General features: G+C 38.8%; 22 protein-coding genes. 13 read left to right on the top strand and 9 right to left on the bottom strand.

What is annotated here, in order from left to right:
- The first annotated feature begins 11 nt into the window (after positions 1-11).
- From folD to DES39_RS05205, 3 genes are all read left to right on the top strand, one after another.
- On the top strand, positions 12-863 hold the full coding sequence (folD, locus tag DES39_RS05215) for a bifunctional methylenetetrahydrofolate dehydrogenase/methenyltetrahydrofolate cyclohydrolase FolD (protein WP_121144673.1): 852 nt from the start codon (positions 12-14) through the stop codon (positions 861-863).
- A gap of 72 nt (positions 864-935) precedes the next feature.
- Positions 936-1,427 carry a peptidylprolyl isomerase B gene (gene ppiB / locus DES39_RS05210; RefSeq protein WP_121144672.1) on the top strand — a complete coding sequence of 164 codons (492 nt, stop codon included), beginning with the start codon at positions 936-938 and terminating at the stop codon, positions 1,425-1,427.
- Between the two features lie 3 nt (positions 1,428-1,430).
- Entirely contained in the window at positions 1,431-2,159 is a 729-nt protein-coding gene (locus tag DES39_RS05205; protein ID WP_121144671.1) for a UDP-2,3-diacylglucosamine diphosphatase, read from the top strand.
- Here the strand turns inward: DES39_RS05205 and DES39_RS05200 are convergent.
- From DES39_RS05200 to DES39_RS05190, 3 genes are read right to left on the bottom strand one after another with little or no spacing between them, the layout of a single operon-like run.
- The gene (locus DES39_RS05200) at positions 2,156-2,551 is read right to left on the bottom strand and encodes a YchJ family protein (RefSeq protein ID WP_121144801.1); all 396 of its coding nucleotides are present in this window, start codon (positions 2,549-2,551) and stop codon (positions 2,156-2,158) included. The two genes, DES39_RS05205 and DES39_RS05200, sit on opposite strands and share 4 nt — an antisense overlap.
- Before the next feature lie 14 nt (positions 2,552-2,565).
- Positions 2,566-3,474 (bottom strand): LysO family transporter, encoded by a 909-nt coding sequence (locus tag DES39_RS05195; RefSeq protein ID WP_121144670.1) that lies wholly within the window; start codon positions 3,472-3,474, stop codon positions 2,566-2,568.
- 24 nt (positions 3,475-3,498) lie between these two features.
- A complete protein-coding gene (locus DES39_RS05190; protein ID WP_121144669.1) occupies positions 3,499-4,440 on the bottom strand; it encodes a VirK/YbjX family protein in 942 nt (313 codons plus the stop codon).
- Positions 4,441-4,532: 92 nt separating this feature from the next.
- Between DES39_RS05190 and clpS the strand changes: the two genes are divergently transcribed.
- On the top strand, positions 4,533-4,838 hold the full coding sequence (gene clpS / locus DES39_RS05185; protein ID WP_121144668.1) for an ATP-dependent Clp protease adapter ClpS: 306 nt from the start codon (positions 4,533-4,535) through the stop codon (positions 4,836-4,838).
- On the top strand, positions 4,835-7,060 hold the full coding sequence (gene clpA / locus DES39_RS05180) for an ATP-dependent Clp protease ATP-binding subunit ClpA (RefSeq protein ID WP_121144667.1): 2,226 nt from the start codon (positions 4,835-4,837) through the stop codon (positions 7,058-7,060). The genes clpS and clpA overlap by 4 nt, the downstream gene beginning before the upstream one ends.
- A gap of 89 nt (positions 7,061-7,149) precedes the next feature.
- Here clpA and fucO read toward each other — a convergent pair whose 3' ends face one another.
- From fucO to DES39_RS05155, 5 genes are all read right to left on the bottom strand, one after another.
- Entirely contained in the window at positions 7,150-8,301 is a 1,152-nt protein-coding gene (fucO, locus tag DES39_RS05175; protein ID WP_121144666.1) for a lactaldehyde reductase, read from the bottom strand.
- 38 nt (positions 8,302-8,339) lie between these two features.
- Entirely contained in the window at positions 8,340-9,242 is a 903-nt protein-coding gene (locus tag DES39_RS05170) for a dihydrodipicolinate synthase family protein (protein WP_121144665.1), read from the bottom strand.
- Positions 9,243-9,294: 52 nt separating this feature from the next.
- Positions 9,295-10,893, bottom strand: coding sequence for a UxaA family hydrolase (locus DES39_RS05165; protein WP_121144664.1), 1,599 nt, complete (start codon positions 10,891-10,893; stop codon positions 9,295-9,297).
- An 11-nt stretch (positions 10,894-10,904) separates the two neighbouring features.
- The gene (locus DES39_RS05160; RefSeq protein WP_121144663.1) at positions 10,905-12,191 is read right to left on the bottom strand and encodes an MFS transporter; all 1,287 of its coding nucleotides are present in this window, start codon (positions 12,189-12,191) and stop codon (positions 10,905-10,907) included.
- Between the two features lie 355 nt (positions 12,192-12,546).
- Complete coding sequence (locus tag DES39_RS05155) at positions 12,547-13,299, bottom strand: IclR family transcriptional regulator (RefSeq protein ID WP_121144662.1); 753 nt, start codon at positions 13,297-13,299, stop codon at positions 12,547-12,549.
- A 265-nt stretch (positions 13,300-13,564) separates the two neighbouring features.
- On the opposite strand from DES39_RS05155, the gene DES39_RS05150 reads away from it, so the two are divergent.
- A complete protein-coding gene (locus DES39_RS05150) occupies positions 13,565-14,674 on the top strand; it encodes a ribosomal protein uL16 3-hydroxylase (RefSeq protein WP_121144661.1) in 1,110 nt (369 codons plus the stop codon).
- 34 nt (positions 14,675-14,708) lie between these two features.
- Here the strand turns inward: DES39_RS05150 and pyk are convergent, their stop codons facing one another.
- On the bottom strand, positions 14,709-16,133 hold the full coding sequence (gene pyk, locus DES39_RS05145; protein ID WP_121144660.1) for a pyruvate kinase: 1,425 nt from the start codon (positions 16,131-16,133) through the stop codon (positions 14,709-14,711).
- Between the two features lie 204 nt (positions 16,134-16,337).
- On the opposite strand from pyk, the gene DES39_RS11075 reads away from it, so the two are divergent.
- From DES39_RS11075 to DES39_RS05110, 7 genes are all read left to right on the top strand, one after another.
- The gene (locus DES39_RS11075) at positions 16,338-16,466 is read left to right on the top strand and encodes a hypothetical protein (protein WP_281271061.1); all 129 of its coding nucleotides are present in this window, start codon (positions 16,338-16,340) and stop codon (positions 16,464-16,466) included.
- A gap of 29 nt (positions 16,467-16,495) precedes the next feature.
- The gene (locus DES39_RS05140; protein WP_121144659.1) at positions 16,496-17,731 is read left to right on the top strand and encodes an MFS transporter; all 1,236 of its coding nucleotides are present in this window, start codon (positions 16,496-16,498) and stop codon (positions 17,729-17,731) included.
- Positions 17,732-17,985: 254 nt separating this feature from the next.
- Positions 17,986-18,690 (top strand): pirin family protein, encoded by a 705-nt coding sequence (locus DES39_RS05135; protein WP_121144658.1) that lies wholly within the window; start codon positions 17,986-17,988, stop codon positions 18,688-18,690.
- A 45-nt stretch (positions 18,691-18,735) separates the two neighbouring features.
- The gene (gene tpx / locus DES39_RS05130; RefSeq protein WP_121144657.1) at positions 18,736-19,248 is read left to right on the top strand and encodes a thiol peroxidase; all 513 of its coding nucleotides are present in this window, start codon (positions 18,736-18,738) and stop codon (positions 19,246-19,248) included.
- Positions 19,249-19,363: 115 nt separating this feature from the next.
- Complete coding sequence (locus DES39_RS05125; RefSeq protein WP_121144656.1) at positions 19,364-20,581, top strand: sugar transporter; 1,218 nt, start codon at positions 19,364-19,366, stop codon at positions 20,579-20,581.
- Between the two features lie 779 nt (positions 20,582-21,360).
- The gene (locus tag DES39_RS05115) at positions 21,361-22,410 is read left to right on the top strand and encodes an AbrB family transcriptional regulator (RefSeq protein WP_121144654.1); all 1,050 of its coding nucleotides are present in this window, start codon (positions 21,361-21,363) and stop codon (positions 22,408-22,410) included.
- A 67-nt stretch (positions 22,411-22,477) separates the two neighbouring features.
- Positions 22,478-23,125, top strand: coding sequence for a Pr6Pr family membrane protein (locus DES39_RS05110; protein ID WP_121144653.1), 648 nt, complete (start codon positions 22,478-22,480; stop codon positions 23,123-23,125).
- The last annotated feature ends 5 nt before the right edge of the window (positions 23,126-23,130 follow it).

Here is a 23,130-nt window from a genome sequence, read left to right as displayed (position 1 = left end):
GGGAACAAATAATGACAGCAACAATTATTGATGGCAAAGCATTAGCTCAAAAAATAAGAACTGATATTATCGATAAAGTCGCGGCACGAAAAGCCGCTGGATTGCGCGTGCCGGGACTTGCTGTAATTCAGGTTGGCGATGATCCTGCATCTAAAATTTATGTTAACAATAAGCAAAAAGCGTGTGATGAAGTTGGGTTTACCTCTTTTGCTTATGATTATCCTTCTTCTACGACTCACGCACTATTAGATTTAATCGATGAACTCAATGTGCGCAAGGATGTAGATGGTATTTTAGTGCAATTACCATTGCCTGATTATATTGATAAAACACAAGTTTTAGAACGCATTGATCCCAAAAAAGATGTCGATGGTTTTCACCCCTTTAACATAGGCCGTTTGCTACAACGAGAGCCGATTTTACGACCTTGCACGCCTTATGGCATTGTAACGATGTTGAAATCGACTGGTGTGAATTTATCAGGTTTGAATGCAACCGTGGTTGGTGCATCAAGCATTGTTGGGCGGCCTATGGCATTAGAACTCTTGTTACTCGGTTGTACGACAACAATTACCCATAGCCGAACGCATGATCTTGCAGAGCACGTTAAGCGCGCAGATATTATTGTTGCAGGTGTGGGAATCCCTAATTTCGTTAAAGGCGAGTGGATTAAAGAGGGCGCAATCGTTATTGATGTCGGTATTAATCGTTTACCAGAGGGTAAATTAGTTGGCGATGTCGAGTTTGACGTCGCCGCGCAGCATGCTAGTTTTATTACTCCTGTCCCCGGTGGTGTTGGACCAATGACTGTTGCAACATTAATGCAAAATACCTTAAAAGCATGTGAGATATTAACTAAGTAGTGTGAGTGGTGGCAGTAAGCCGTTTTTATAATAACATTAAAATTGAAATACAAACATTTGAAGGAACATATTATGATTATTTTTCATACCAACAAAGGCGATATTAAAATTGAAACCTTTGATGATAAGGCACCAGAAACCGTTAAAAACTTTATTGAATATTGCAAAGAAGGGTTTTATGACAATACGATTTTCCATCGTGTCATCAATAACTTTATGATTCAGGGTGGTGGTTTCGAACAGGGTATGAAGCAAAAGAAAACCAAAGCGCCTATTAAAAATGAAGCAGATAATGGCTTGAAAAATGAGAAAGGTACGCTAGCAATGGCAAGAACGGCTGATCCTCATTCTGCATCTGCACAATTTTTTATTAATGTGGTTGATAATGATTATTTAAATTTCCGTTCTGCAGATGTTAATGGTTTTGGTTATTGTGTTTTTGCTAAAGTTATCGAAGGATTTGATGTTGTAGAGCAAATAAAATCAGTGAAAACAGGTCGCAATGGTATGCATTCAGATGTGCCAGTTGAGGATATCATAATTAAAAGCGTGACTGTTGAGTAGTTGATGCAGCGTTTTTTTATTGCTGATATACATTTAAATGAAAACGAGCCTGAGATAACTGCAGGCTTTTTACATTTTCTAGCCTCTTTACCCGCTAATTGTGAGCTGTATATTTTGGGTGATCTTTTTGATTATTGGATTGGTGATGATATTGCAACACCATTACATCTGATGATTGCACGGCACTTAAGCGCATTGACACGACGTAATATTAAAAGCTTTTTTATTCACGGTAATCGTGATTTTTTATTAAATCATCATTTTTGTCAATTGTGTCACATGCAGCTGCTACCTGAAGTGAGTGTTTTAGATGATCATCAAGATAAGATGGTTATTTTACACGGTGACTTGTTGTGTACGGATGACAAATCTTATCAGCGGTTTCGACGTAAAATGCACAACAAAGGATTACAACGACTGTTTTTATTACTACCACGTTATTTGCGTAATAAGATTGCTGATAAACTGCGTAATAAAAGCTATCAACATAATCAGCAGAAAGCAGAATATATTATGGATGTTAATCAACAAGCGGTTGAGTTACTGATGGCTAAGCAGCAGGCCAACGTAATGATTCATGGTCACATACACAAGCTTGCAACCCATGATGTTAAACTCGCGGGTACTATCGGTCAACGGATGGTATTAGGTGCATGGCATGATGGTGTAAACTATATTCATCAAGATGACCAAGGCCATCTTAATGTTATTTGTGCTAACCAAATCAGTTAAATAAATTGCCCATCGACATAAAACCAATGTGATTCATGTTTAATAAAGCGGCTGATTTCGTGCATTTTTTCCGCTTTACCACGGCTGTTCCGGTAACGGGCAGTGAATTGAACAAATGCTTCATTTGGCGTGTCACTATCCCAACTTTTATGAATAACCAGCTCAATCCATTTAGCCTCACTAATTTCATCGGCCAGTTGCTTTGGTAATGTTTTTGGGTGCCAGGTTTTAATCAAATAATCGGCTTTTTGCAGTGCATAAGCACTGTAACGCGAGCGCATCAATATTTCAGCTGTTGGCGCATTTTTTTGCCATAGGTGATAAGGCTCACAGCAATCTTGATATAATTTTGCTGAGCAACAAGGGCATTGTGTGGCTGTTTTTTTATTCATCATGGTCATCGTATTTAAAAATAGTAGTTAAGAAATGTCATTAGCACGGGCATAATGATAGTCAATAAAAAGCCTTGTACGATGGCGGGTGGAACCATCATAAAACCGCCCCCTTTTTGTAGCATTGGCAGCGTAAAATCCATTGACGTTGCACCACAAATCCCCAGTGAAGTGAGTTTAAAGCGATTAATCAGGCTTGGAATTAAAATAATCGCACAAAGTTCACGCATAATATCATTGAGAAAGGTAATACTGCCAATAACCGGTCCTTGTGCTTCAGTCATTAATACACCCGATAAAGAGTACCAACCAAATCCAGATGACATTGCCATACCAACATTAATCGGTAGCGCTAAAATAAACGAGGCAATCACACCGCCAAGTAAAGCACTTAAAGTAACAACTAATGTGGTTGTGATACCTATTTTATTGAGAATAATTTGTTTTATCGTAATATTATTGCTGCGCAGCTGTATGCCAACTAAAATTAATAAAATGACCAAAATCACTTTGGTTGCCAGACCATTATATTGCCAAACGGTTAGAGGAATCAGGCCAACAACAAAACCAAGGATTAAGGCAAAACAGATTTTTAATGATTCTAATATCATTTTGAGCCGAGAGGCGAGTGGCTCACTATTGTTATTGCTGTTACGCCAAGGTAGGATAATATCAAGCATAAACAAAAAAAGCACATTAAGGCCAAATGTACAGGCAAACAATAATAATGTTGAAAAAATGAGGGTTGATAAATGGCTGGCTAAATCATTAATCTGGGCAAGTTCAACCCCCATTAAAAAAAGAATCATATAGATGATAATACTGAGCGATAGGTTGATAAAGCTTAACCAACTCTTATTCGTCAGTTTCACGCAATAACCAACAAATAATGGCACTAATGCGATTAAGATGCCAAATAACATAAACTCACCTTTGAACGATAGATATTATTGTAATGGTGATAACTGCTGGTGAATATTATCGACCAGGTTATCTAATAGTGCATAGCGGTTACGATACTCCGACCGTTTTTTACTCGCGATTTCTTCAAGTGGTTTACGGTTAATGGTATTTGGAATTACAAAAAGTTTGTTGTTATCTTCTTGCCCATCAAGTGTTTGCCAAAACTCATTATAATCGGAGTGAAGCCGTTGAAAACGTTTTTTATATCGCCAATTATTATAAATATGGGTTTGATTACTCACCGCAACAATTTGTTCAAGCTTGAGGACATTTGCTAAAATGAGTGTACTTTCCACAACTAATCGTTTAGGGAATAAACCATAGCAGGCTTTGGTTGCTTGCTGAATTGCCGATCTGGCGTCTTTAAAATTTGAACCTTGTAATCCGGCGATAAACAGCGTTGATTTACCTTGATATTCAATAATTGAAAAAGTCAGCGTCGCAAGATCCACCTGATTTTGATCGTACATGGAAATACTAAGCTCACCTTCACGTGCATATTTATCCTCAGCATGAATAAACAGACTAATTGTTTCGTCATTTTTAGCGGTAAATTCGGCTAAGCGATACGGCTGCTCGCCATAAAATGCGTGCGTCATTTTATCATTATGCGCAGCTAAAAAATCATAATGATAGACCAGCGCTTGTAAGCACATTTTATTACTCATGCATGATGATAAATAGGGGCGCTGTAATTTACAGGGTAAATTGGTCTGCCTTGCTAAGTAGTCACCTAACAATCGGTAATTCGCTAAATGTTGTAGCCAAGTGAAAGTTCTTGGATTGATCAATAGCGAGCGTAACACGAATTTGCAACGATAGCTCCATTTTTGCCACAGTGGATTTAATTTTAACTGGCCAGAGTAGAGCCATTTAAACAGGACCAGTTTATTTTTAGGTGCAGTGATATTGCGAATATTATTCATATGTTAGGTCTAACAATTATTTAATTTGAGTATAAATAACTCATAAAAATGAGTATCATAACTGATAAAGTAAGATTAGTAGAGTGTTAAATATGAGTCAACAATCTGTTTTTGAAAAATTGAAGGTGAAACACATTACACCACCAGCCCAGTATCGGGTGATTTTACATAATGATGATTATACCACAATGGATTTTGTAATTGATGTATTAATGCGTTTTTTTGGTCATGATGAAAATCAAGCGACACAAATTATGTTTGCTGTGCACCAACAAGGTAAAGGCGTTTGTGGTATTTATTGCGCTGAAATTGCAGAGACCAAAGTTTTTCAGGTGACACAATACGCTAAGGAGCATCAATTTCCCTTAAAATGTACGATGGAGAAAGTATCATCATGATGAATAAACAATTACAGTTAGTAATCAGCGAAGGATTTAACGAGGCACAGTCATTAGGATACGAATATTTTACCGTCGAGCAGCTATTACTTGCATTATTAAAAGATCAAACGATTATTAAAATTTTAACGATGCTTAATGTTGATCTTGAGCAGTTAATCAGCGATCTTATCTTTTTTATTGAACAAAATGCCAGCTATTTACCTGATGTACAAGATGAATTGCTAACCGAACCTACGGTGGCATTTCATCGCGTGGTTGAGCGCGCGATTATTCAAGTGCAATCAGCAGAAAAAACAGAGGTGATGAGCAGTGATGTTTTAGTCTCGATTTTAACTGAGCAAGAGTCTTATGCGAGCTATTTATTGCAAAGTATGGGCGTTGATTGGTTGACATTAACGCATTACTTATCACATCAAATGTCTACGTCGACACCAAACGATGAGAATCACCATGATGACGTTAACGATGAGCAAAATCCCCTTGCACGCTATACCACTAATCTTAATCAGCTAGCTAAAGAAGGGCGAATTGATCCGCTTATTGGCCGTGAACATGATATTGAGCGCGTGATGCAGGTACTTTGTCGTCGACGCAAAAATAATCCGCTGTTAGTTGGGGAAGCTGGCGTTGGTAAAACCGCCATTGCCGAGGGACTTGCATGGCTTATTGAACAACACAAAGTACCCGATGTATTGGCGGATGCCACCATTTATGCCTTTGATATCGCAGCGCTTATCGCGGGTTCAACCTATCGCGGTGATTTTGAAAAACGGTTTAATGAATTAGTGAAAGCGTTAGAAAAACAGCCGAATAGTATTTTATTCATTGATGAAATTCATATGATTGTTGGCGCGGGATCGACAGGGGAAAGTAAATTAGATACCGCTAACTTATTTAAACCATTACTATCATCAGGCAAAGTCCGCGTAATGGGATCGACAACCTACCAAGAATACAGCCGGATTTTTGAAAAAGATCATGCTTTAGCACGCCGTTTTCAGAAAATTGATGTCATCGAACCCTCAATCAAAGATACGATTAAAATATTACAGGGCTTAAAAAAATATTATGAGCAGTATCATAACGTGACTTACACTGCTGATGCGCTGAAAAGCGCGGTGACGCTTTCAGTTAAATATTTACCTAATCGTTTTTTACCGGATAAAGCCATTGACTTGGTTGATGAAGCCGGCGCGAAAAATACCTTATTACCAGCTAAGCAACGTAAAAAAACAATCAGCGCGCGTGATATTGAAAAAATTATCGCTAAAATTGCGCGTATTCCTGATAGGACAGTGTCAACATCGGATAAAACGAAGCTACAAAATCTTGCTGCTGAATTAAACTCGGTTGTATTTGGTCAAGATAAAGCCATTGGTGCGCTGTGCGATGTGATCACGCTTAATCGTTCGGGATTAGGGCTTGATAACAAACCTATTGGTGCTTTTTTGTTTGCTGGGCCAACGGGCGTTGGTAAGACCGAAGTGACACTACAATTAGCCCGCAAACTGGGCGTTGAGTTATTGCGGTTTGATATGTCTGAATATAAAGAGTCCCATACGATTAGCCGATTAATTGGTTCGCCGCCTGGCTATGTCGGATACGAACAAGGCGGGCTGTTGACCGAGCAAGTGATTAAACACCCACATGCGGTGTTATTGCTTGATGAAATCGAAAAAGCCCATCCGGATATTTATAACTTGTTATTACAAATTATGGATAATGGTTCATTAACCGATAGTAATGGGCGTAAAGCCGATTTCAGAAATATCATTGTGGTGATGACAACCAATGCCGGTGTTCAAGAAACGGTGAAATCATCGATTGGATTTTCACAACAAGATAAAAGCCATGATGCGATGTTTGAAATCAATCGGGTATTTAGTCCTGAGTTTCGTAATCGTTTAGATAATATTATTTGGTTTGAGCATTTAAGCAAATCGATCATGTTACAAATTGTGGATAAATTTATTGGTGTATTAGCCGCTCAGCTGATCAATAAACACGTTGAATTAGTGATTTCAAATGAAGCAAAAAGCTGGTTGGCGCATAAGGGCTATGATCGAGCGATGGGGGCTAGGCCGATGTCGCGCGTTATTCAACAGCAGCTTAAAAAACCACTAGCGCAAGAGTTATTATTTGGTAAATTACAGCAAGGTGGCAAAATAACCATTGGGCTAAAGCATGATAAATTGAGTTTTCGCTATAATGTAAAATAGCTATGCTTATGTGATTGGTCATTGACTCATAAAATTAAAGCAGGCCGAATATCGACCTGCGTGCGGTGACAGTTTAAACTGCCAGACAATTAATAAATGGCTTGATACAGCGCGACAATTTCATTAAGGCTTGCATTGCGAGGATTACCACCAGTGCATACATCATCAAATGCTGCTTGTGCTAACGCTGGAATATCTTCTTGTTTTACGCCAATCTCTTTTAAGGTTGCCGGAATACCGACATCTTTATTGAGCTGCTTAACGGCATCTATTGCAGCATGACGCGCAGCTTCAATCGACATTTTTTCAGTGCCTTGTATACCCATTGCTTTGGCAATATCACGGTATTTATTGGCGGTAAAATCAGCGTTATATGCCATAATATGGGGTAGCAAAACCGCATTTGCCACACCGTGTGGCGTGCCATAAAATGCACCTAATGGATGCGCCATACCGTGCACTAAGCCCAGTCCGACATTAGAGAATCCCATCCCTGCAATGTATTGACCTAATGCCATATCTTCGCCGCCTTTTGCGATGCCTTTGACCGAATCACGCAGTGAGCGAGCAATGACTTCAATCGCTTTAAGATGAAACATATCAGAGAGCTCCCAAGCGCCTTTAGTGATATAACCTTCAATCGCGTGTGTTAAGGCATCAACCCCGGTTGCTGCTTTTAAACTTGCAGGCATGCTGGTCATCATATCTGAGTCGATAATTGCCACAACCGGAATATCATGCGGGTCAACACAGACAAACTTACGTTTTTTCTCTTCATCGGTGATAACGTAGTTGATCGTCACTTCAGCAGCGGTTCCTGCTGTGGTTGGAATGGCAATAGTTGGTACCGCTGATTTTTTGGTAGGAGCAACGCCTTCAAGGCTACGTACATCAGCAAACTCAGGATTATTAATAATAATACCGATTGCTTTTGCGGTGTCTTGTGGCGATCCCCCACCAATTGCGATAAGGTAATCAGCACCTGATTGTTTAAATACTTGTACACCTTTTTGCACGATACCGATCGTTGGATTTGGCATGACTTCATCAAAAATTTGATAGCTTAAGCCTGCTTTATCGAGTAAATCGGTGACTTTAGTTGCAACATTAAATTTAATCAGATCTTTATCGGTAACCACTAATGCTTTATTAAAATCGCGTTTTTTGACTTCATCCACTATGTGGTTAATTGAGCCTGCCCCAAAGTAGGATGTTTCATTTAATATCATACGATAAGCCATTTTATACCCCTTATTAATTTATAAAATAAATCTGGTCATTATGCCTTAAGGATCTCTTCGATTCTTTTGATTTGTTGGCTATTTAGCGTGCCATTAAAATTGCGCGAGATCGGTTTCATATAGCCGAATTGCTGGGCAACTGCTGTTTTGATCGTTGTCACAAAATCATCACCGACTAAATAAATTTCAGAAAGTTTGGCAATTTTTTTATGTAGATTCGCAACAGTAGTCAAATCATTGGCTTTATAAGCATTAAAGAGCGAGACAAAGACTTCTGGCACAATGTTGGTTAATCCAGATAGTACCCCAGCACCATTATTCATTAAGTTAGGCGCAAAATATTCATCAAATCCAGCAAATACGCTAAAGTCTTGGCGAATTTTTTGTGATTCTAACGTAATGAGTCTGGTATGCGATGCACAGTCAACCGTATCTTTAATACCGGCAAAGCGAGGGCAGTTATTCATTAAGTGTTTAACAATCGATACATCAACGTCACAACCGGTTCTTGCCGGGAAATTATAGATATACCAGTTGCCAGCTAATTGGCTATCTAAATATTCAAAATAGCTAATTAATTGATTTGGTGTTTGGCCATAATAGTAAGGTGGTAAAATCATGACGGCATCATAATTGTTACTATAGGCTTTTTCTGCCATGAGCAGGATATCACTGACAACCGTTGAAGAGACGTGAGCAATAAGTGGTAGCGATGTCATTTGTTTGGCTGCGTCAATCACGGAGAGACGTTCTTGGATATTCATATTGGCAAATTCACCAATCGTCCCCATCACTAAAATGCCACTTAACTTTGCATCAGTTAAGCGTTTGTAGTGCTGTTCTAGTGCATTAAAATCAATTTTTCCTGCTTGTGTAAATGGCGTAACAGAAGGGCAGATTGCCCCTGTTAATTGTGTTTTTTCGTGAGTTTGTGTTGTCATTTTTACGTACCTTATAGCAATTTAATATTAAAATATGATTGATTACATTACGTTATAAAGAAACTTCGCGTTTCCAGAATATAAAGTCATATTGTTCAAGGTGATCTGATTTGACGAGGTAGTCGTGGCTAGCTGTTTTGATGACTAAATCTAATAAGTCTTCCGCCACTTCCTGTAATGAAGCACCTTCGATAACAGGGCCACAGTCAAAATCAATCATGCTGCTTAACTTGTTGGCGGTGATTGAATTGGTCGCAATTTTCAGTACCGGTACAATCGGGTTACCTGTTGGTGTGCCTAAGCCCGTTGAGAAGATCACCACATTTGCACCAGCGGCCACCTGCCCAGTGACGGCTTCCACGTCATTACCTGGCGTACAAACTAAAGATAATCCTGATTCTGCCATAGGTTCGCTATAATCACATACCGCCGAGATTGGCGCATGACCGCCTTTTTTAGCTGCGCCAATCGATTTGATCGCATCGGTAATAAGACCATCTTTGATATTCCCCGGGCTTGGGTTATCGGCGATTGAAGCATTACAAAGTTTCGCTTCTTTTTCGTATTGATTCATCAGATCAAGGAAACGAACTTTATCGCTTTGTTTTTGGCAACGGGCAACCATATCGCCCTCGGCGCCACATAACTCAGGGAATTCAGCCAGTCCCGACGCGCCGCCTAAGGTCACAATAATATCTGAGACAATCCCCATTGTTGGGTTAGCGGAGATACCAGAGAAGCCATCGGAACCGCCGCATTTTACGCCTAATTTCAATTTAGATAACGGCACCGCTTGACGAGTGACTTCATTGGCGCCTGCGAGTTTTTCAAACGTCTGTTTAATTGCCAGTTCCATCATCTCTTCTTCATTTTGCCACTCTTGTTGGCGATAGAATAAATACGGTTTATTAAAATTCGGGTTACGTAATTTTAATTGTTCGTCAAAAATGCTGACCTGCGCTTTTTCACACCCTAATGCAAACACGGTAATACCGGCGACATTTGGGTGGTCGGCGTAAGCTGCTAAGACCTTACACAGTGAAATTGCATCATTAGCCGTGCCACCGCAGCCGCTGTTTACTGTCAATGCGCGGATACCATCGATATTTGGAAAAAGTTTATTTTGGTGAATAACGCTATCACTTGAGTGACAACCTAATAGATTTTTGGTGATTTCATCATATCGGGTTTGTTTGTAACCAAGCGGCGTAGCTAGTGCTTCTTGCAGCTTAAGTACGTTACGATTTTGGCAGAAAACTAAAGGAATGATTAACCAGTAGTTAGCCGTACCCACACGGCCGTCATCCCTGATGATGCCTTTAAACGTTTTATCTTGCCATTTTGACACATCAGGCGGGGTCCAATGATAGCTATGGTTATCTAAATTAACTTCTGCCGCGTAGTGTTTCACATTTTGCGTGGTAATAATGGCACCTTTGGCAATTGGCTGCGTTGCTTTTGCAACCGGTAAACCATATAAGTATAAAATATCACCAACATTCACGTCGTGCGTGGTAAATTTATGTTTGGCTGGCACATCGGTTGATAACACATAACTGCTATTATCCCAACACACTGACTCACCTTTTTTGAGATCTTTGAGCGCAACAATTAAGTTGTCTTTCTCATTAATTAATAATATTTTTTGCATACATTGCCTCACTATTTATTATAAGTTTTGCCTAAAAACGCGATTAGTATTGCGCACAAAATCGTGAATAAGGATAGGGTGATAAGTCCTGCACTTGCACTATTGGTTAATTTTTCCGCATAGACACGAATGTTGGGTGCAAGAAAGCTACAAAATGCGCCGATAGTGGTAATAAATCCAATCCCTGCCGCTAAAGCTGAGCCGGTTAATAATTGCGGTGGGAAAGTCCAAAATATTGGCTGAACCGCAAGGAAACCGGTTGCACATACGCAAAGTGCAATAATCGCAATAACGGGGCCAGCATAAGCTGAGATTGTTAAGCCTATCGCTGAGGCAACCATACAAATAATTGAGATACCGACACGTTTATTCGCAAACTGATCAGCATAACGCGGAATATAATAGACACCTAATGCTGAGATTGCCCATGGAATTGCAGCAACTAAAGAGGCTTTAAAACCAAGTGTTGTACCCATTAATGTGGCAACTTGTGATGGAAGGAAAAATAGTAAGCCATATACACCAATTTGAATTGTTCCGTAAATCAGTGCAAGATGCCATACGCGAGTATTTTTGAGTGCATCACTTACTTTACTTGTTGCCGCGGATTTCTGTTCTGATGCTAGTTGATTGGTTAACGCATCTCGCTCTTCTGCTGTTAAAAAACGTGCATCAGAGGGTTTATCGTCAAGGTAAAAGAAGCAGACTAAACCAAGAACCGCAGCGGGAAGCCCTTCTAAAACAAACATCCAGAACCAACCGGGTTTACCCAGCCAGCCATGTAATTCTAATAGTGCGCCTGATAATGGCGAACCTAATGTTAAGGCAAGTGGTACACCTAATACGAAAATACCAATTGCTGTTCCTCTGATTTTATTGGGAAAGAAAATTGACGCAAGTAATAAGATACCCGGATAAAAGCAGGCCTCAGCCATACCCAATACAAATCTTAAAATAATAAATTCGATTTCGTTAGTCACAAAACCCGTTAAGGCAGATAATACGCCCCATAGTACTGTTGTTGCTCCTAACCACCGTTTTGCCCCTAATTTGTTCATCATTAGATTAGCAGGAATACCACATAATGCATATGAGGCAAAGAAGATACCGGCCCCTAAGGCGTAGGCTTCATTACTTAAATTAATATCAGCGGCAAAGGCATCTTTGGCAAAACCGATATTGATACGATCAATAAATGCAACAAAATACATAATAAACATAAAAGGCATTAATCTTCGCCATGTTTTCTTTATGGCTGAATTAAGGATAGGATTCTCAAAAGTATGACTAATAGACATTGTTATTCTCCATCGGTATATTTTTTAATTTATTTTACGCCAATATATTGAAATAGATATCTGTATACGGTTGTTATTGTAGGGGGTGTTATGTCATTTAACAACATAAAGATAGGTTTAAATCCAAATATGTGAGATGGATCATAAAAATGATAATCGATGATATTAAATTGATTATTTAATTAATTTAGTAAGTGAAAATAATTTTAAATTGAATAAAATTATAATGTTATTTTAATTTATTGGAGGAGGGGATTAAAGTTTTAAACAGGTAATATTGCTTTTAAGATGACGTTAAAGCATCAGAAATCGGGATATCAAAAAAGAATCAGCCCATTGTTATGGGCGTACGGGATTATCGAATTTTTTTGCTTAGTTTGGTGGCGGCTTCAATGGCATATTTTGCAAAGTCACAAATTTTATCTTTAGGCATTTGAAATACGACGCCAGAGGTACTAATTGCAGCGATTACTTTGCCATTATGATCAAAAACGGGTACGGCAATGCAGGTGATGCCTTCAAAATCTTCACCATTATCAAATGCCCAACCATTTTCGCGCACTTTTTTAAGCTCCGCTTTAAATGAGCTGCGCGTTGTTATGGTCGTTTGTGTATGAGCTGGCAAGTCTTCATCGGGAAGAAGCTGATCTATTTGCTCATCGGGTAGCCAAGCGAGTAGTACTTTGCCTAAACCAGAACAATGCAATGATAATCGCTTACCGAGCCAGCTTTTTACCAAAATGGCGTTAGGGCTATCGACTTTAGCTAAGTAAATCGCAGAATTACCATCTAAAATACCTAAATGGCAAGCAAGCTGAGTTTTATCCCTAAGTTGAGTTAATGGTTCGATTGCTAATTCACGAATATTAAACTGTTCAACTGATTTATTACCAAATTCGTAAAACATCAATCCTAGAAAATATCTACCCTCGTTTTGACGTAGTAGGCCATTGGCGATTAAACTTGCAAGTAAGGTTGAGGTTGAACTCTGTGGTAACGAGAGCCCTTGATATATCTGTGTATATGTTGAGCCACCATTTTCGGCAATAAAATGAAAAATACGTGTTGCTTTATCAATGGCAGGAGCTTGAGTTGAGATGACATTCATTGATTTTAAGCTTAATACAATAGTTAAGTTAGTCTTTAGTATAAATGATTTTATTATATTCGCCTATAGTGATACTAAATGAGGTTGATGAATAAGTGAATTTAGATAAATTGAGATAGTACGGATTATAGATGAATAATTTAACGTTTGCAGGTAGCGCAATTCTTGTCTTTTGGTCATCATTTTTAGTCCGTGTTACTTTGCATATTGACACAATTTTATTATTGTTCACAATGCGTTTATATTTTACAAATAAGGCATCATTATGAAAAATCAGTTAGCGGTTAATTGGGACGATTTCCTTAAACATTATTGGCAGAAAAAACCAGTAGTATTACGCCAAGCTTTTCCAAATTTTATCGATCCAATAACGCCTGATGAGCTTGCTGGGCTGGCGATGGAGAGTGAAATTGAGAGCCGAATCGTCAGTAATAAAGATGAGAAGTGGGATGCAAAATACGGTCCATTTGAAGATTATAGCGAGTTAGGTGAAACCAATTGGAGTTTACTTGTACAAGCTGTTGATCATTGGCATGAAGAAGCGGCAACGTTAGTTGAACCGTTTCGCGTTTTTCCGCATTGGCAGTTTGAGGATTTAATGATCTCTTATGCGACGCCACAAGGTGGAGTTGGACCGCATATTGATAATTATGATGTCTTTATTACTCAGGGAATGGGAAAACGCCGTTGGCAAGTGGGCGATCGTAATCCTCATTATCGTCAATTTAGTGCGCATTCTGCATTATTACACGTGGAAGATTATGCGCCGATTATTGATGAAGAGCTTAATCCTGGCGATATTTTATATATTCCGATTGGTTACCCTCATAATGGTGTGAGTCTAACTGAGTCACTGAGTTATTCGGTTGGTTTTAGAACGCCGACATCACAAGAAATGTTAAGTGGTTTTGCTGATTATGTATTAGATAATGTGCCTAAAGGCATATTCTATCAAGATCCGACGCTACAACTATCTGACAAGCCATATCAAATTCAGCCTTATGAAATTGAGATACTGAGATCACAAATGTGCGCGTTGATTAATAATAATGATTTATTTCTTGATTGGTTTGGTAAGCAAACTAGCCAACCGATGCATGAACTTAACATTATTCCATTAGATCCACCTTACTCATATGAGGAATTGGTGCAGGAAATCGAGAGCGGGGCATCGTTATGCCGTGTACCGAGTATTCGTATTTTTAAACTTGGCGATCATGGTTATGTGCACGGTGAAAAAATCGCGTTATCGGCGCAGTTTATTGATTTATTGTGCCAAAAAAGCCAATTAACGCGTGATGATTTGCAAGATGGTGAGCTATTGCAAGCAATGCTGAGTCTAGTTAATAAAGGTTTTTGGTATTTTGATCAATAAATGGGGCAATAACCCCATTTATATTGCGTATCAGTTAGTTATCAACCCCAATTGTTTGGACAAAAATCATATTAGTGGTACCCACTTTTCCTAGGGGGACACCGGCTGTGATGATTGCTTGGTCTCCTTTGGCTAGATAATTGTGAGTGATACATTGATTAATCGCATCACGGATCATCAGATCCGTGCTTTTCGCTTGTTCATGACCTTTGATCGGAATTACTCCCCACACCAGTTGTAACTTACGTAATGTTTTTATCTCTGGAGAGATGGCAAATATTGGCACCATTGGGCGATATTTTGATACCATTTGCGCCGTTTTACCACTTTCGGTGATGGTGATAATGCCTTGAGCATTGAGTTCATGGCTAACTTGCACCGCTGCATGGCAAATTGCATTGGATGTGAAGGTTTTATGATAGCCATAACGCCATAGGCTTTGCTCACTATCGAGTGTCGGTTCAATACATTGCGCAATCGTTGCCATGGTTTGTACCGCTTCAATCGGGTAGCTACCTGATGCGGTTTCACCACTTAGCATAATGGCATCACTACCATCTAAAATCGCATTGGCAACATCACTGGCTTCTGCGCGAGTTGGTCTTGGGTTAGTTGTCATGCTTTCTAGCATCTGTGTGGCGGTAATGACGGGCTTACCGATCTGATTACACAGCTTAATCATTTGTTTTTGTAATAAAGGAACGTGTTCTGCTGGAATTTCGACGCCAAGATCACCGCGCGCAATCATTAAGCCGTCGGCAAGGGCAAGAATTTCCGCCATGTTCTTAACGCCTTGCGCATTCTCAATTTTAGCAATAATTTGCACGTTAGCATTGTGTTGTTGTAACAGGTCTTCGATAGCTTGAATATCCTCGGCGCGCTGTACAAACGAGGCGGCAATAAAGTCAATATCTTGTTGCAAACCAAAGAGGATATCGGCGATATCTTTTTCGGATAGAAACGGTAAACTAAGATTAGCACCCGGTGCGGCAACGCGCTTGTTATTACTCATTTCGCCGCTATTTTCAATCGTTGTAATAATGTCTTGATCGTCAATATCGATAATTTTTAATCTGACTAGCCCATCAGAAAGCAAAATGTTATCGCCGATATTGACTTCTTTAGCGAGCGACGGATGGTTAATGGCGGCAATCGTTTCATCACCGTCAATTTGACGACCCGTTAGTATAAAGGTCTGGCCTTTAGTGAGCATCACTTTGCCTGATTTGAATTTACCTAGGCGCATTTCCGGCCCTTTAGTATCAAGCATAATGGCGATATTGACGCCGAGTTTGCTCGCCACTGATTTGACTAACTGCATATGCTTTTGGTGGCTTTGATGATCACCATGTGAAAAATTAAAGCGAGCGACATTCATGCCATTTAAAATTAATGACTCTATCACTTCGGCTTGAAGTGTTGATGGGCCCATAGTACAAACGATTTTTGTTTTTTTCATAGTATTCCTTAATGTCAATGATGAATGAATATTGGTTCAGTAAATTTACCTATTACTATTCTATTTAAGACGGTTGGAACTTAAGGTCAAAACACAACTAATATTGTACTTTTTACTATTTAATCAATGAGGTTGCTTATTGTGGTAAATGGACAAGACCATACCATGGTATCAGTAATTATCTATTGTGAAAATGGATTGTGAATGATGACTATTATTGTTTTTTATAACACCATTGTCAGTATCACTGAGTTTAATGGCATATTTTTTGCTTTCTTGGTGAAGATCATAGAAAATAACCGCGCATTTTTTGTTAAACCAGTTTTAGGCTAAAAATATCAAAAATACTATTTGAGGTAATAATGAATACAGAGTCAGATTTACTTAAGCATTCCGATAATAATCGAGCGACACCTTATCAAAAGAAAACCCTATTTGCATCAACCGTTGGTTATGCATTAGACGGAATGGATATCATGTTGTTAGGCTTTTGCTTACCAATGATTATTACTTATTTTAGCTTATCACCTACTGACGCTGGTACATTAAATGCCATTACGTTACTTGGTGCCGTTGTCGGGGGCATTATTTTTGGTATTTTAGCCGATAAATATGGTCGAGTTAGGGTGTTTTCTTGGACTATTTTAATTTTCTCCTTTTTTACTGGGCTTTGTGCGATTGCACCAAATTATGAAACCTTTGCACTATTTCGATTCTTGAGCGGATTGGGATTGGGTGGTGAGTTTGGTATTGGGATGACGCTAGTATCTGAAAGCTGGCCAAAACATAAGCGTTCACGTGCAACGTCGATTGTTGCATTAGGATTTCAGGGGGGAATTATTCTTGCAACCTTAACGGTGACCTTTATTGGCGCGTATTTTGGCTGGCGTTGGGCATTTGCCGTTGGCGTGCTACCGGCTTTATTCGTTGCTTGGACCCGTAAAGGATTAAAAGAGCCTGAAATTTGGCAAAAGTTAAAAGACAATAACCAGAATAAAATTTCGGTTGGTAAATTATTTAAAGATCCAAGAACATGTTTAACGACCTTAGGATTAACTATTGCTTGTGCGGTGCAAAATTTTGGCTTTTATGGCTTAATGGTTTGGATGCCAACGATGATTGCAAATGAACTGCAATTACCGTTTAAAAACACCACCTTTTGGACAATTTCAACGACGATTGGTATGGCATTAGGTATTGTGGTGTTTGGGTGGTTATGTGACAAAATTGGTCGTCGTCCATCTTATATTATTTTCTTACTGGTTTCAGCCGTATCCATTTGGTTTTATTTCCATCAGCAAGATATGGTGGTATTGATTGTGTTTGGCTCTGCCATCGGATTTTTCGTTAATGGCATGATGGGGGGATACGGTGCCTTGTTAGCAGAGCATTATCCAACCGATGCGCGCTCTAGCGCTGAAAATATTATTTTTAACGTGGGCCGCGGAATTGCCGGCGTGTCACAAATATTAATTGGTTATTTAGCTCAGCAATACTCAATTAGCTATGCGTTAGCATTGCTATCTGCCGCTTACCTACTGTCTGCATTTGCATTCTTATTCCTGATTCCAGAAACGAAAGGAAAAGCATTAGAATAGCGTGTGAATTGTGCTTTTCGCTCTCATCCATTTTTGGATGAGAGCGGCTAATTAGCTTTTATCTCCTACCTATTTATCATCAGATAAATTGACATTGCTTTTGTAATAGTAACTAATTTGAGTACCATTGCGAGATAACTCATAGTAATTAGTTATAACAATGCCTATAATAGTTTATTGATACATTGCGTTCTTACTGGTTTTTCTGCATATTATTCCGATATGATTAGAGTAAGTGATAAAGAGATGAATTTATGATTGAAATTCGACCATATGCCCAATTAGGCAGTGCTCAGTATCCGTGGTTAGAGACTAAGCATCATTTTTCTTTTGCTAACTATTATGATGATGAGCGTATGCATTGGGGTAAATTAAGAGTATGGAATGATGATACTATCGCTCCTGAGTCCGGATTCCCGCTACATCCGCATCGTGATATGGAAATTATTACTTACGTTTATCAAGGCGCGATTACCCATACTGATAGCATGGGCAATAACGGCCGAACTGAGGCGGGGGATGTGCAGGTTATGAGTGCTGGAACAGGCGTTAGACATAGCGAATATAATTTAGAAGATGAAACAACGAAGTTATTTCAAATTTGGATTATGCCAGACAAAATAGGTAATACACCTGCTTGGGGAACCAAACGGTTTCCCAAAGCCGCTAATCAAGCTCATTTCAAAATATTAGCAAGTGGATTTGCTGAAGATGAAAGTCAAAATTCCTTACCCATTCAGACAAGTGGGCGAGTATTAGCTGTCACTTTGCACGCAGGTCAATCAGCAGTGTATAATGTCCAAGTGGGGCATTACATTTATTTAGTTGCGGTAAAAGGCCAATATCAAGTGAATGGTTATCAAGCGAATGCTAGAGATGGTGTGGCGATTAAAAATGAGCAGGCATTGACGATCGAAGCGCTTGAACACACAGAAATTATCATGGTTGATACATTTTAAGCTTATTAGTAAGTACGATATTTAATGACATAACAAGGAGTTAGTATGCTAAAACGAACAAATGAAGTAACAATGCAGGGAAATCCGCTTACCCTATTAGGTAATTTGGTAACGGTTGGTGAAAATGCTCCTGACTTTATTGTCGCCGATGCAAATTTAAAGCCTGTCAAACTTGCAGATTTTAAGGGTAAAGTAAAAATTATCAATGCGGTGCCATCAATTGACACGTCAGTGTGTAGTGCCCAAGTGCATCATTTCAATACTCAAGCAGCCAAGCTTGATGATACTGTGATTCTGTCAATCAGTGTTGATTTACCGTTTGCACTTAATCGTTATTGTGCCGCTGAAGGTATTGATGCGGTAAAAGTGACTTCAGACTATAAAGATTTAGATTTTGGTTTAAAATACGGTGTAGTCATTGATGAACTACGTTTATTATCACGAGCGGTGTTTGTCATTGATAAAAATGACAAAGTGGTTTATGTTGAATATGTTAAAGAAATTACGACAGAACCTGATTATGAAAAAGCCTTGGCGGCGGCTAAAGCGTGTAAATAATTTTTTGTTATTCACTATTCTCCTTTTGCTAGGAGAATAGTTTTATCCCGCCTATTTGAATTTTACACGGTATTGATTATAATTGTCATCTCCCTGACACTACCGACATCTTATCATGCATCTATATCCTGTAGTGAAACGCTCGCAAGCTTGGTCTGCTATTTTATGTTTAGCTTTTGCGGCTTTTATTTTTAATACTACCGAATTTGTTCCGGTTGGTTTGCTGCCCAATATTGCTGCAAGTTTTGATATGACAGTTGGTCATACAGGGTTACTCATTACAATTTATGCATGGGCCGTATCATTACTCTCTTTACCGTTGACCATTATCACCGCTAAGTTTGAACGTAAACACCTTCTGATCGGTTTGTTTTTATTGTTTATTGCCAGCCATATATTAGCGGGTTTTGCTTGGAGCTTTGAAAGTTTAATGGTTGCACGTATCGGCATTGCGTGTGCTCATGCTGTTTTTTGGGCAATTACAACACCTTTAGCGGTTAGATTGGCACCGAGTGGCAAAAAAGCCAAAGCAATGGGCTTTATTGTTGCCGGATCCTCTATGGCAATTGTGCTAGGTGTTCCTATCGGCACAATGGTTGGTCAACTTGTCGGATGGCGAATTACATTTTTGTGTATTGGGGTTGTCGCTTTTGGTGTGATGTTAGCATTGATTTATTTACTGCCAAAGTTACCGAGTACCAATACGCAATCCTTACATAACTTACCATCCTTGTTAAGGCGGCCTGTGTTAGTCCATGTTTATATATTAACTGCAATTGTTATTACTGGGCATTTTACCGCTTACACCTACATTACCCCATTTATGCATCAAATCGGTGGATTTGATGATTACTTTGTCGTGATCTTGTTATTATGCATTGGATTGTCTGGTATTATCGGTAGTGTTATTTTTGCCCTGTACGCCGATAAGTATCCTATAATATTATTTGTTTATACTTTAGCGTTATTAGCTATGTGTTTAGCTTTATTTTATCTTTCATCCCTTCACTCGTATAGTGCAATTGCATTATGCTTAGTTTGGGGAACGGTCATTACAATATTTGGTATGCTAATGCAAAGTAAAGTACTGGAGATTGCGCCTGATGGCACTGATATTGCGATGTCTGTCTATTCGGGCATTTATAATATTGGTATTGGCGGCGGTGCATTAGCGGGAAGTTTTATTTTACAGCATTTATCGATTGCAGAGATCGGTTATATTGGCGCATTATTTGTGGTCTTTGCATTGCTTATTTTTGTCGTGTTTTCACATAGTCTATGGCTTAATACGCAAAAAAATGCCCAACAGGTGTTGGGCCAAGATAAGGAATAGGAAAACAATGAATAATCATTGAGTAACTATTATGACGTATTTCATTTTTTTTGTATGTAAGGCCTATGCAAAGCTTGAATAAAGAGTGTTTTGTTTATTATTGCTTAGTGTTAAGTAATAGTTAATTTGTATTTTTGAATAAAATAGCCATAAGATAATCGTTACGTTAATCTGTAAACGGTATTGATATTTAGTATTGTTCAGGTATGTTCTAATTTAATCATAATGATGATTAAATTACGGTGTGATGGTTTAGTCGGCCTGCAAATGTCATGGGGGGAGCATTTTAACCGCCTGCGCCACTGCAAAAATGCAGGGCATGGGATTTGATAATTTTTATTAAATTTCAGATCAAATATATCGCTCAGCTCAACCTTCTTACACTCAGATGTATCAACTTGAACCGTTTGATATCAAATCAGTCATGCATTTAGGTGCTATTCATCGTCACCGTGATGAAGTTGATGGTATCGGGATCATTTCCTATAGAGTGAGAATGCGAACGACTAATATTATTGATGATAAGATAATAAAAGGGCTGCAAATCATCATTCAAACACCAAAGCCCTTACCGATTGATGGGCGTATACAATCAAATATGGTCATCATTATAATTACTATCCAAATATTGTCTAATATCACAACGGTGTCGATGTTGTTGACATTAAGCAGCGTGTTTTTCGAGCACACTAATCCTTGAATTATTTTTTTGTACGCGATTTATTGGTGCAATGTGTTAATCTTTTCCTGTTGCGATTAGAAAATTAGGTAGATATAACATGGAAAAACAGCGGGCGATAAAGTGGAAATGGTGTGTGGTGATTAGCCTTAGCTTTGTGATTACGTTGATAATCTATATCAATCAAATACCCGCTTCGTTTTTACTTGGCCCAATGCTAGCAGGGATTATATTGGGTTTGAGAAACGTTAGCGTTTATATTCCCAAAAAAATATTCAATTTATCACAAGGTATCTTAGGGTGCTTAACTGCCAAAGCGATTACCGCCAATGTGCTATTCGATTTAATGTCCTATTGGCATCTTGCTTTAGTTATCACCATTTCCACCGTGCTAATTAGTGTTGTGGTTGGCGTCATTATGGTGAAATTTTCCGCTTTACCGGGTTCAACGGCGGTTTGGGGGGTTATGCCAGGTGGTGCTTCGGCTATGGTGGGGATTTGTGGCGACTATGGCGCTGATGCACGTTTGGTGGCGTTGATTCAGTATTTGAGAGTGATTGGCGTTGTTTTGATGCTGGCTATTTTTTCGCACTTTTTTGCCATCGAGACGATGACAAACTCTATGCCGCAAACAGTTTGGTTTGCACTACCGAGTTGGAACCTACTTTATACAATATTGATTGCAGTTGTTGGTGTAATCATTACCGGACTGATTCGTTTTCCTTCTGGACGTATTTTACTACCGATGGTGATAGGTGCGGTTTTACAAATTAATGGTTTTGTGCAGCTAGAGACACCGCTTTGGTTACTGTTATTATGTTTTGGTTCAATTGGATTATCGGTTGGTTTGCGCTTTAATATCGCTGTTATCAAGCTGGCGATCAAAGCATTACCGATTATTTTATTGTCGATTATCATTATGCTGGTTTTTTGCTATGGTCAGGCACTTTTACTGCATCACTATTTGGGTATTGATTATTTAACGTGTTTTCTGGCAACGAGCCCCGGTGGGCTTGAAACATCGGTCATTATTGCACTCGACACGCAATCGAATTTGGCGATTATTCTGCCGTTACAGATTTTACGGTTTTTTAGTGTGCTAGTGTTTGGGCCAATAATTGCGCGTTATTTATCGAAAAAATTATATTAATCGGGTTGGGCAAAGCCGCTAAACCCCAGTGTTATTTAACACCATTTTAATAAGAGTTTGAGTGAGTATGATAAATCGCAGTGTTAATCTATTTATTGCATTATTTGTGATAATCGTTATTAGTATTGAAACTTATATGTACTGGTTTCATCGCTTTCAGCCATGGCAACCGGCTTCACCGATTGGACGAATGGTGTTTTATTATAGTTTTTTTACCGTATTATCCAATATCATGTTGGCCGTGAGTTGCGCGGTTTTAGCCTGTAAGCCAACTTGTGATCGAACATGGTTTAATGTTATTCGATTAAATGGTATTGTGGGTGTGATGATTACTATGTTGGTTTATAATGTCATGTTAAGAGGCATTCATAAACCGCCTAGTTTACTATTAGCATTTGCTAACGAAAGTTTACATGTTGTTATCCCATTATTAGGCTTATTGACATGGCTACTGTATGGGCCATTTATGCGCATTAACCTAAAAGTGGTGAGTTATGTATTTTTATCGTTACTTGGTTATGGACTTTATATTTTTATAAGGGGTCATCTTACGGGTCAATATCCTTATCCGTTTATTAATGTTAATCGTATTGGTTATGAAAAATCGTTGATGACGGCGGGTATGGTGGCGATGTTGTTCTTTATATTGGTTATGTTATTAGCGGTTATTGAACGTATTCGGATTAAATTGAGTCACAGTGCTCAATATCGTTAGGAGAA

The sequence above is a fragment of the Orbus hercynius genome, assembly GCF_003634275.1.
Classification (GTDB): domain Bacteria; phylum Pseudomonadota; class Gammaproteobacteria; order Enterobacterales; family Orbaceae; genus Orbus; species Orbus hercynius.
The sequence above is the reverse complement of the archived record's forward strand: the minus strand, read 5'-3'. Positions and strand labels throughout refer to the sequence as shown.

What these genes read in the sequence shown, in the direction of transcription:
- folD (WP_121144673.1), top strand. Translation starts at nt 12, where the DNA reads ATGACAGCAACAATTATTGATGGCAAAGCATTAGCTCAAAAAATAAGA.
- ppiB (WP_121144672.1), top strand. Translation starts at nt 936, where the DNA reads ATGATTATTTTTCATACCAACAAAGGCGATATTAAAATTGAAACCTTT.
- DES39_RS05205 (WP_121144671.1), top strand. Translation starts at nt 1,431, where the DNA reads ATGCAGCGTTTTTTTATTGCTGATATACATTTAAATGAAAACGAGCCT.
- DES39_RS05200 (WP_121144801.1), bottom strand. Translation starts at nt 2,551, where the DNA reads ATGAATAAAAAAACAGCCACACAATGCCCTTGTTGCTCAGCAAAATTA.
- DES39_RS05195 (WP_121144670.1), bottom strand. Translation starts at nt 3,474, where the DNA reads ATGTTATTTGGCATCTTAATCGCATTAGTGCCATTATTTGTTGGTTAT.
- DES39_RS05190 (WP_121144669.1), bottom strand. Translation starts at nt 4,440, where the DNA reads ATGAATAATATTCGCAATATCACTGCACCTAAAAATAAACTGGTCCTG.
- clpS (WP_121144668.1), top strand. Translation starts at nt 4,533, where the DNA reads ATGAGTCAACAATCTGTTTTTGAAAAATTGAAGGTGAAACACATTACA.
- clpA (WP_121144667.1), top strand. Translation starts at nt 4,835, where the DNA reads ATGATGAATAAACAATTACAGTTAGTAATCAGCGAAGGATTTAACGAG.
- fucO (WP_121144666.1), bottom strand. Translation starts at nt 8,301, where the DNA reads ATGGCTTATCGTATGATATTAAATGAAACATCCTACTTTGGGGCAGGC.
- DES39_RS05170 (WP_121144665.1), bottom strand. Translation starts at nt 9,242, where the DNA reads ATGACAACACAAACTCACGAAAAAACACAATTAACAGGGGCAATCTGC.
- DES39_RS05165 (WP_121144664.1), bottom strand. Translation starts at nt 10,893, where the DNA reads ATGCAAAAAATATTATTAATTAATGAGAAAGACAACTTAATTGTTGCG.
- DES39_RS05160 (WP_121144663.1), bottom strand. Translation starts at nt 12,191, where the DNA reads ATGTCTATTAGTCATACTTTTGAGAATCCTATCCTTAATTCAGCCATA.
- DES39_RS05155 (WP_121144662.1), bottom strand. Translation starts at nt 13,299, where the DNA reads ATGAATGTCATCTCAACTCAAGCTCCTGCCATTGATAAAGCAACACGT.
- DES39_RS05150 (WP_121144661.1), top strand. Translation starts at nt 13,565, where the DNA reads ATGAAAAATCAGTTAGCGGTTAATTGGGACGATTTCCTTAAACATTAT.
- pyk (WP_121144660.1), bottom strand. Translation starts at nt 16,133, where the DNA reads ATGAAAAAAACAAAAATCGTTTGTACTATGGGCCCATCAACACTTCAA.
- DES39_RS11075 (WP_281271061.1), top strand. Translation starts at nt 16,338, where the DNA reads ATGATGACTATTATTGTTTTTTATAACACCATTGTCAGTATCACTGAG.
- DES39_RS05140 (WP_121144659.1), top strand. Translation starts at nt 16,496, where the DNA reads ATGAATACAGAGTCAGATTTACTTAAGCATTCCGATAATAATCGAGCG.
- DES39_RS05135 (WP_121144658.1), top strand. Translation starts at nt 17,986, where the DNA reads ATGATTGAAATTCGACCATATGCCCAATTAGGCAGTGCTCAGTATCCG.
- tpx (WP_121144657.1), top strand. Translation starts at nt 18,736, where the DNA reads ATGCTAAAACGAACAAATGAAGTAACAATGCAGGGAAATCCGCTTACC.
- DES39_RS05125 (WP_121144656.1), top strand. Translation starts at nt 19,364, where the DNA reads ATGCATCTATATCCTGTAGTGAAACGCTCGCAAGCTTGGTCTGCTATT.
- DES39_RS05115 (WP_121144654.1), top strand. Translation starts at nt 21,361, where the DNA reads ATGGAAAAACAGCGGGCGATAAAGTGGAAATGGTGTGTGGTGATTAGC.
- DES39_RS05110 (WP_121144653.1), top strand. Translation starts at nt 22,478, where the DNA reads ATGATAAATCGCAGTGTTAATCTATTTATTGCATTATTTGTGATAATC.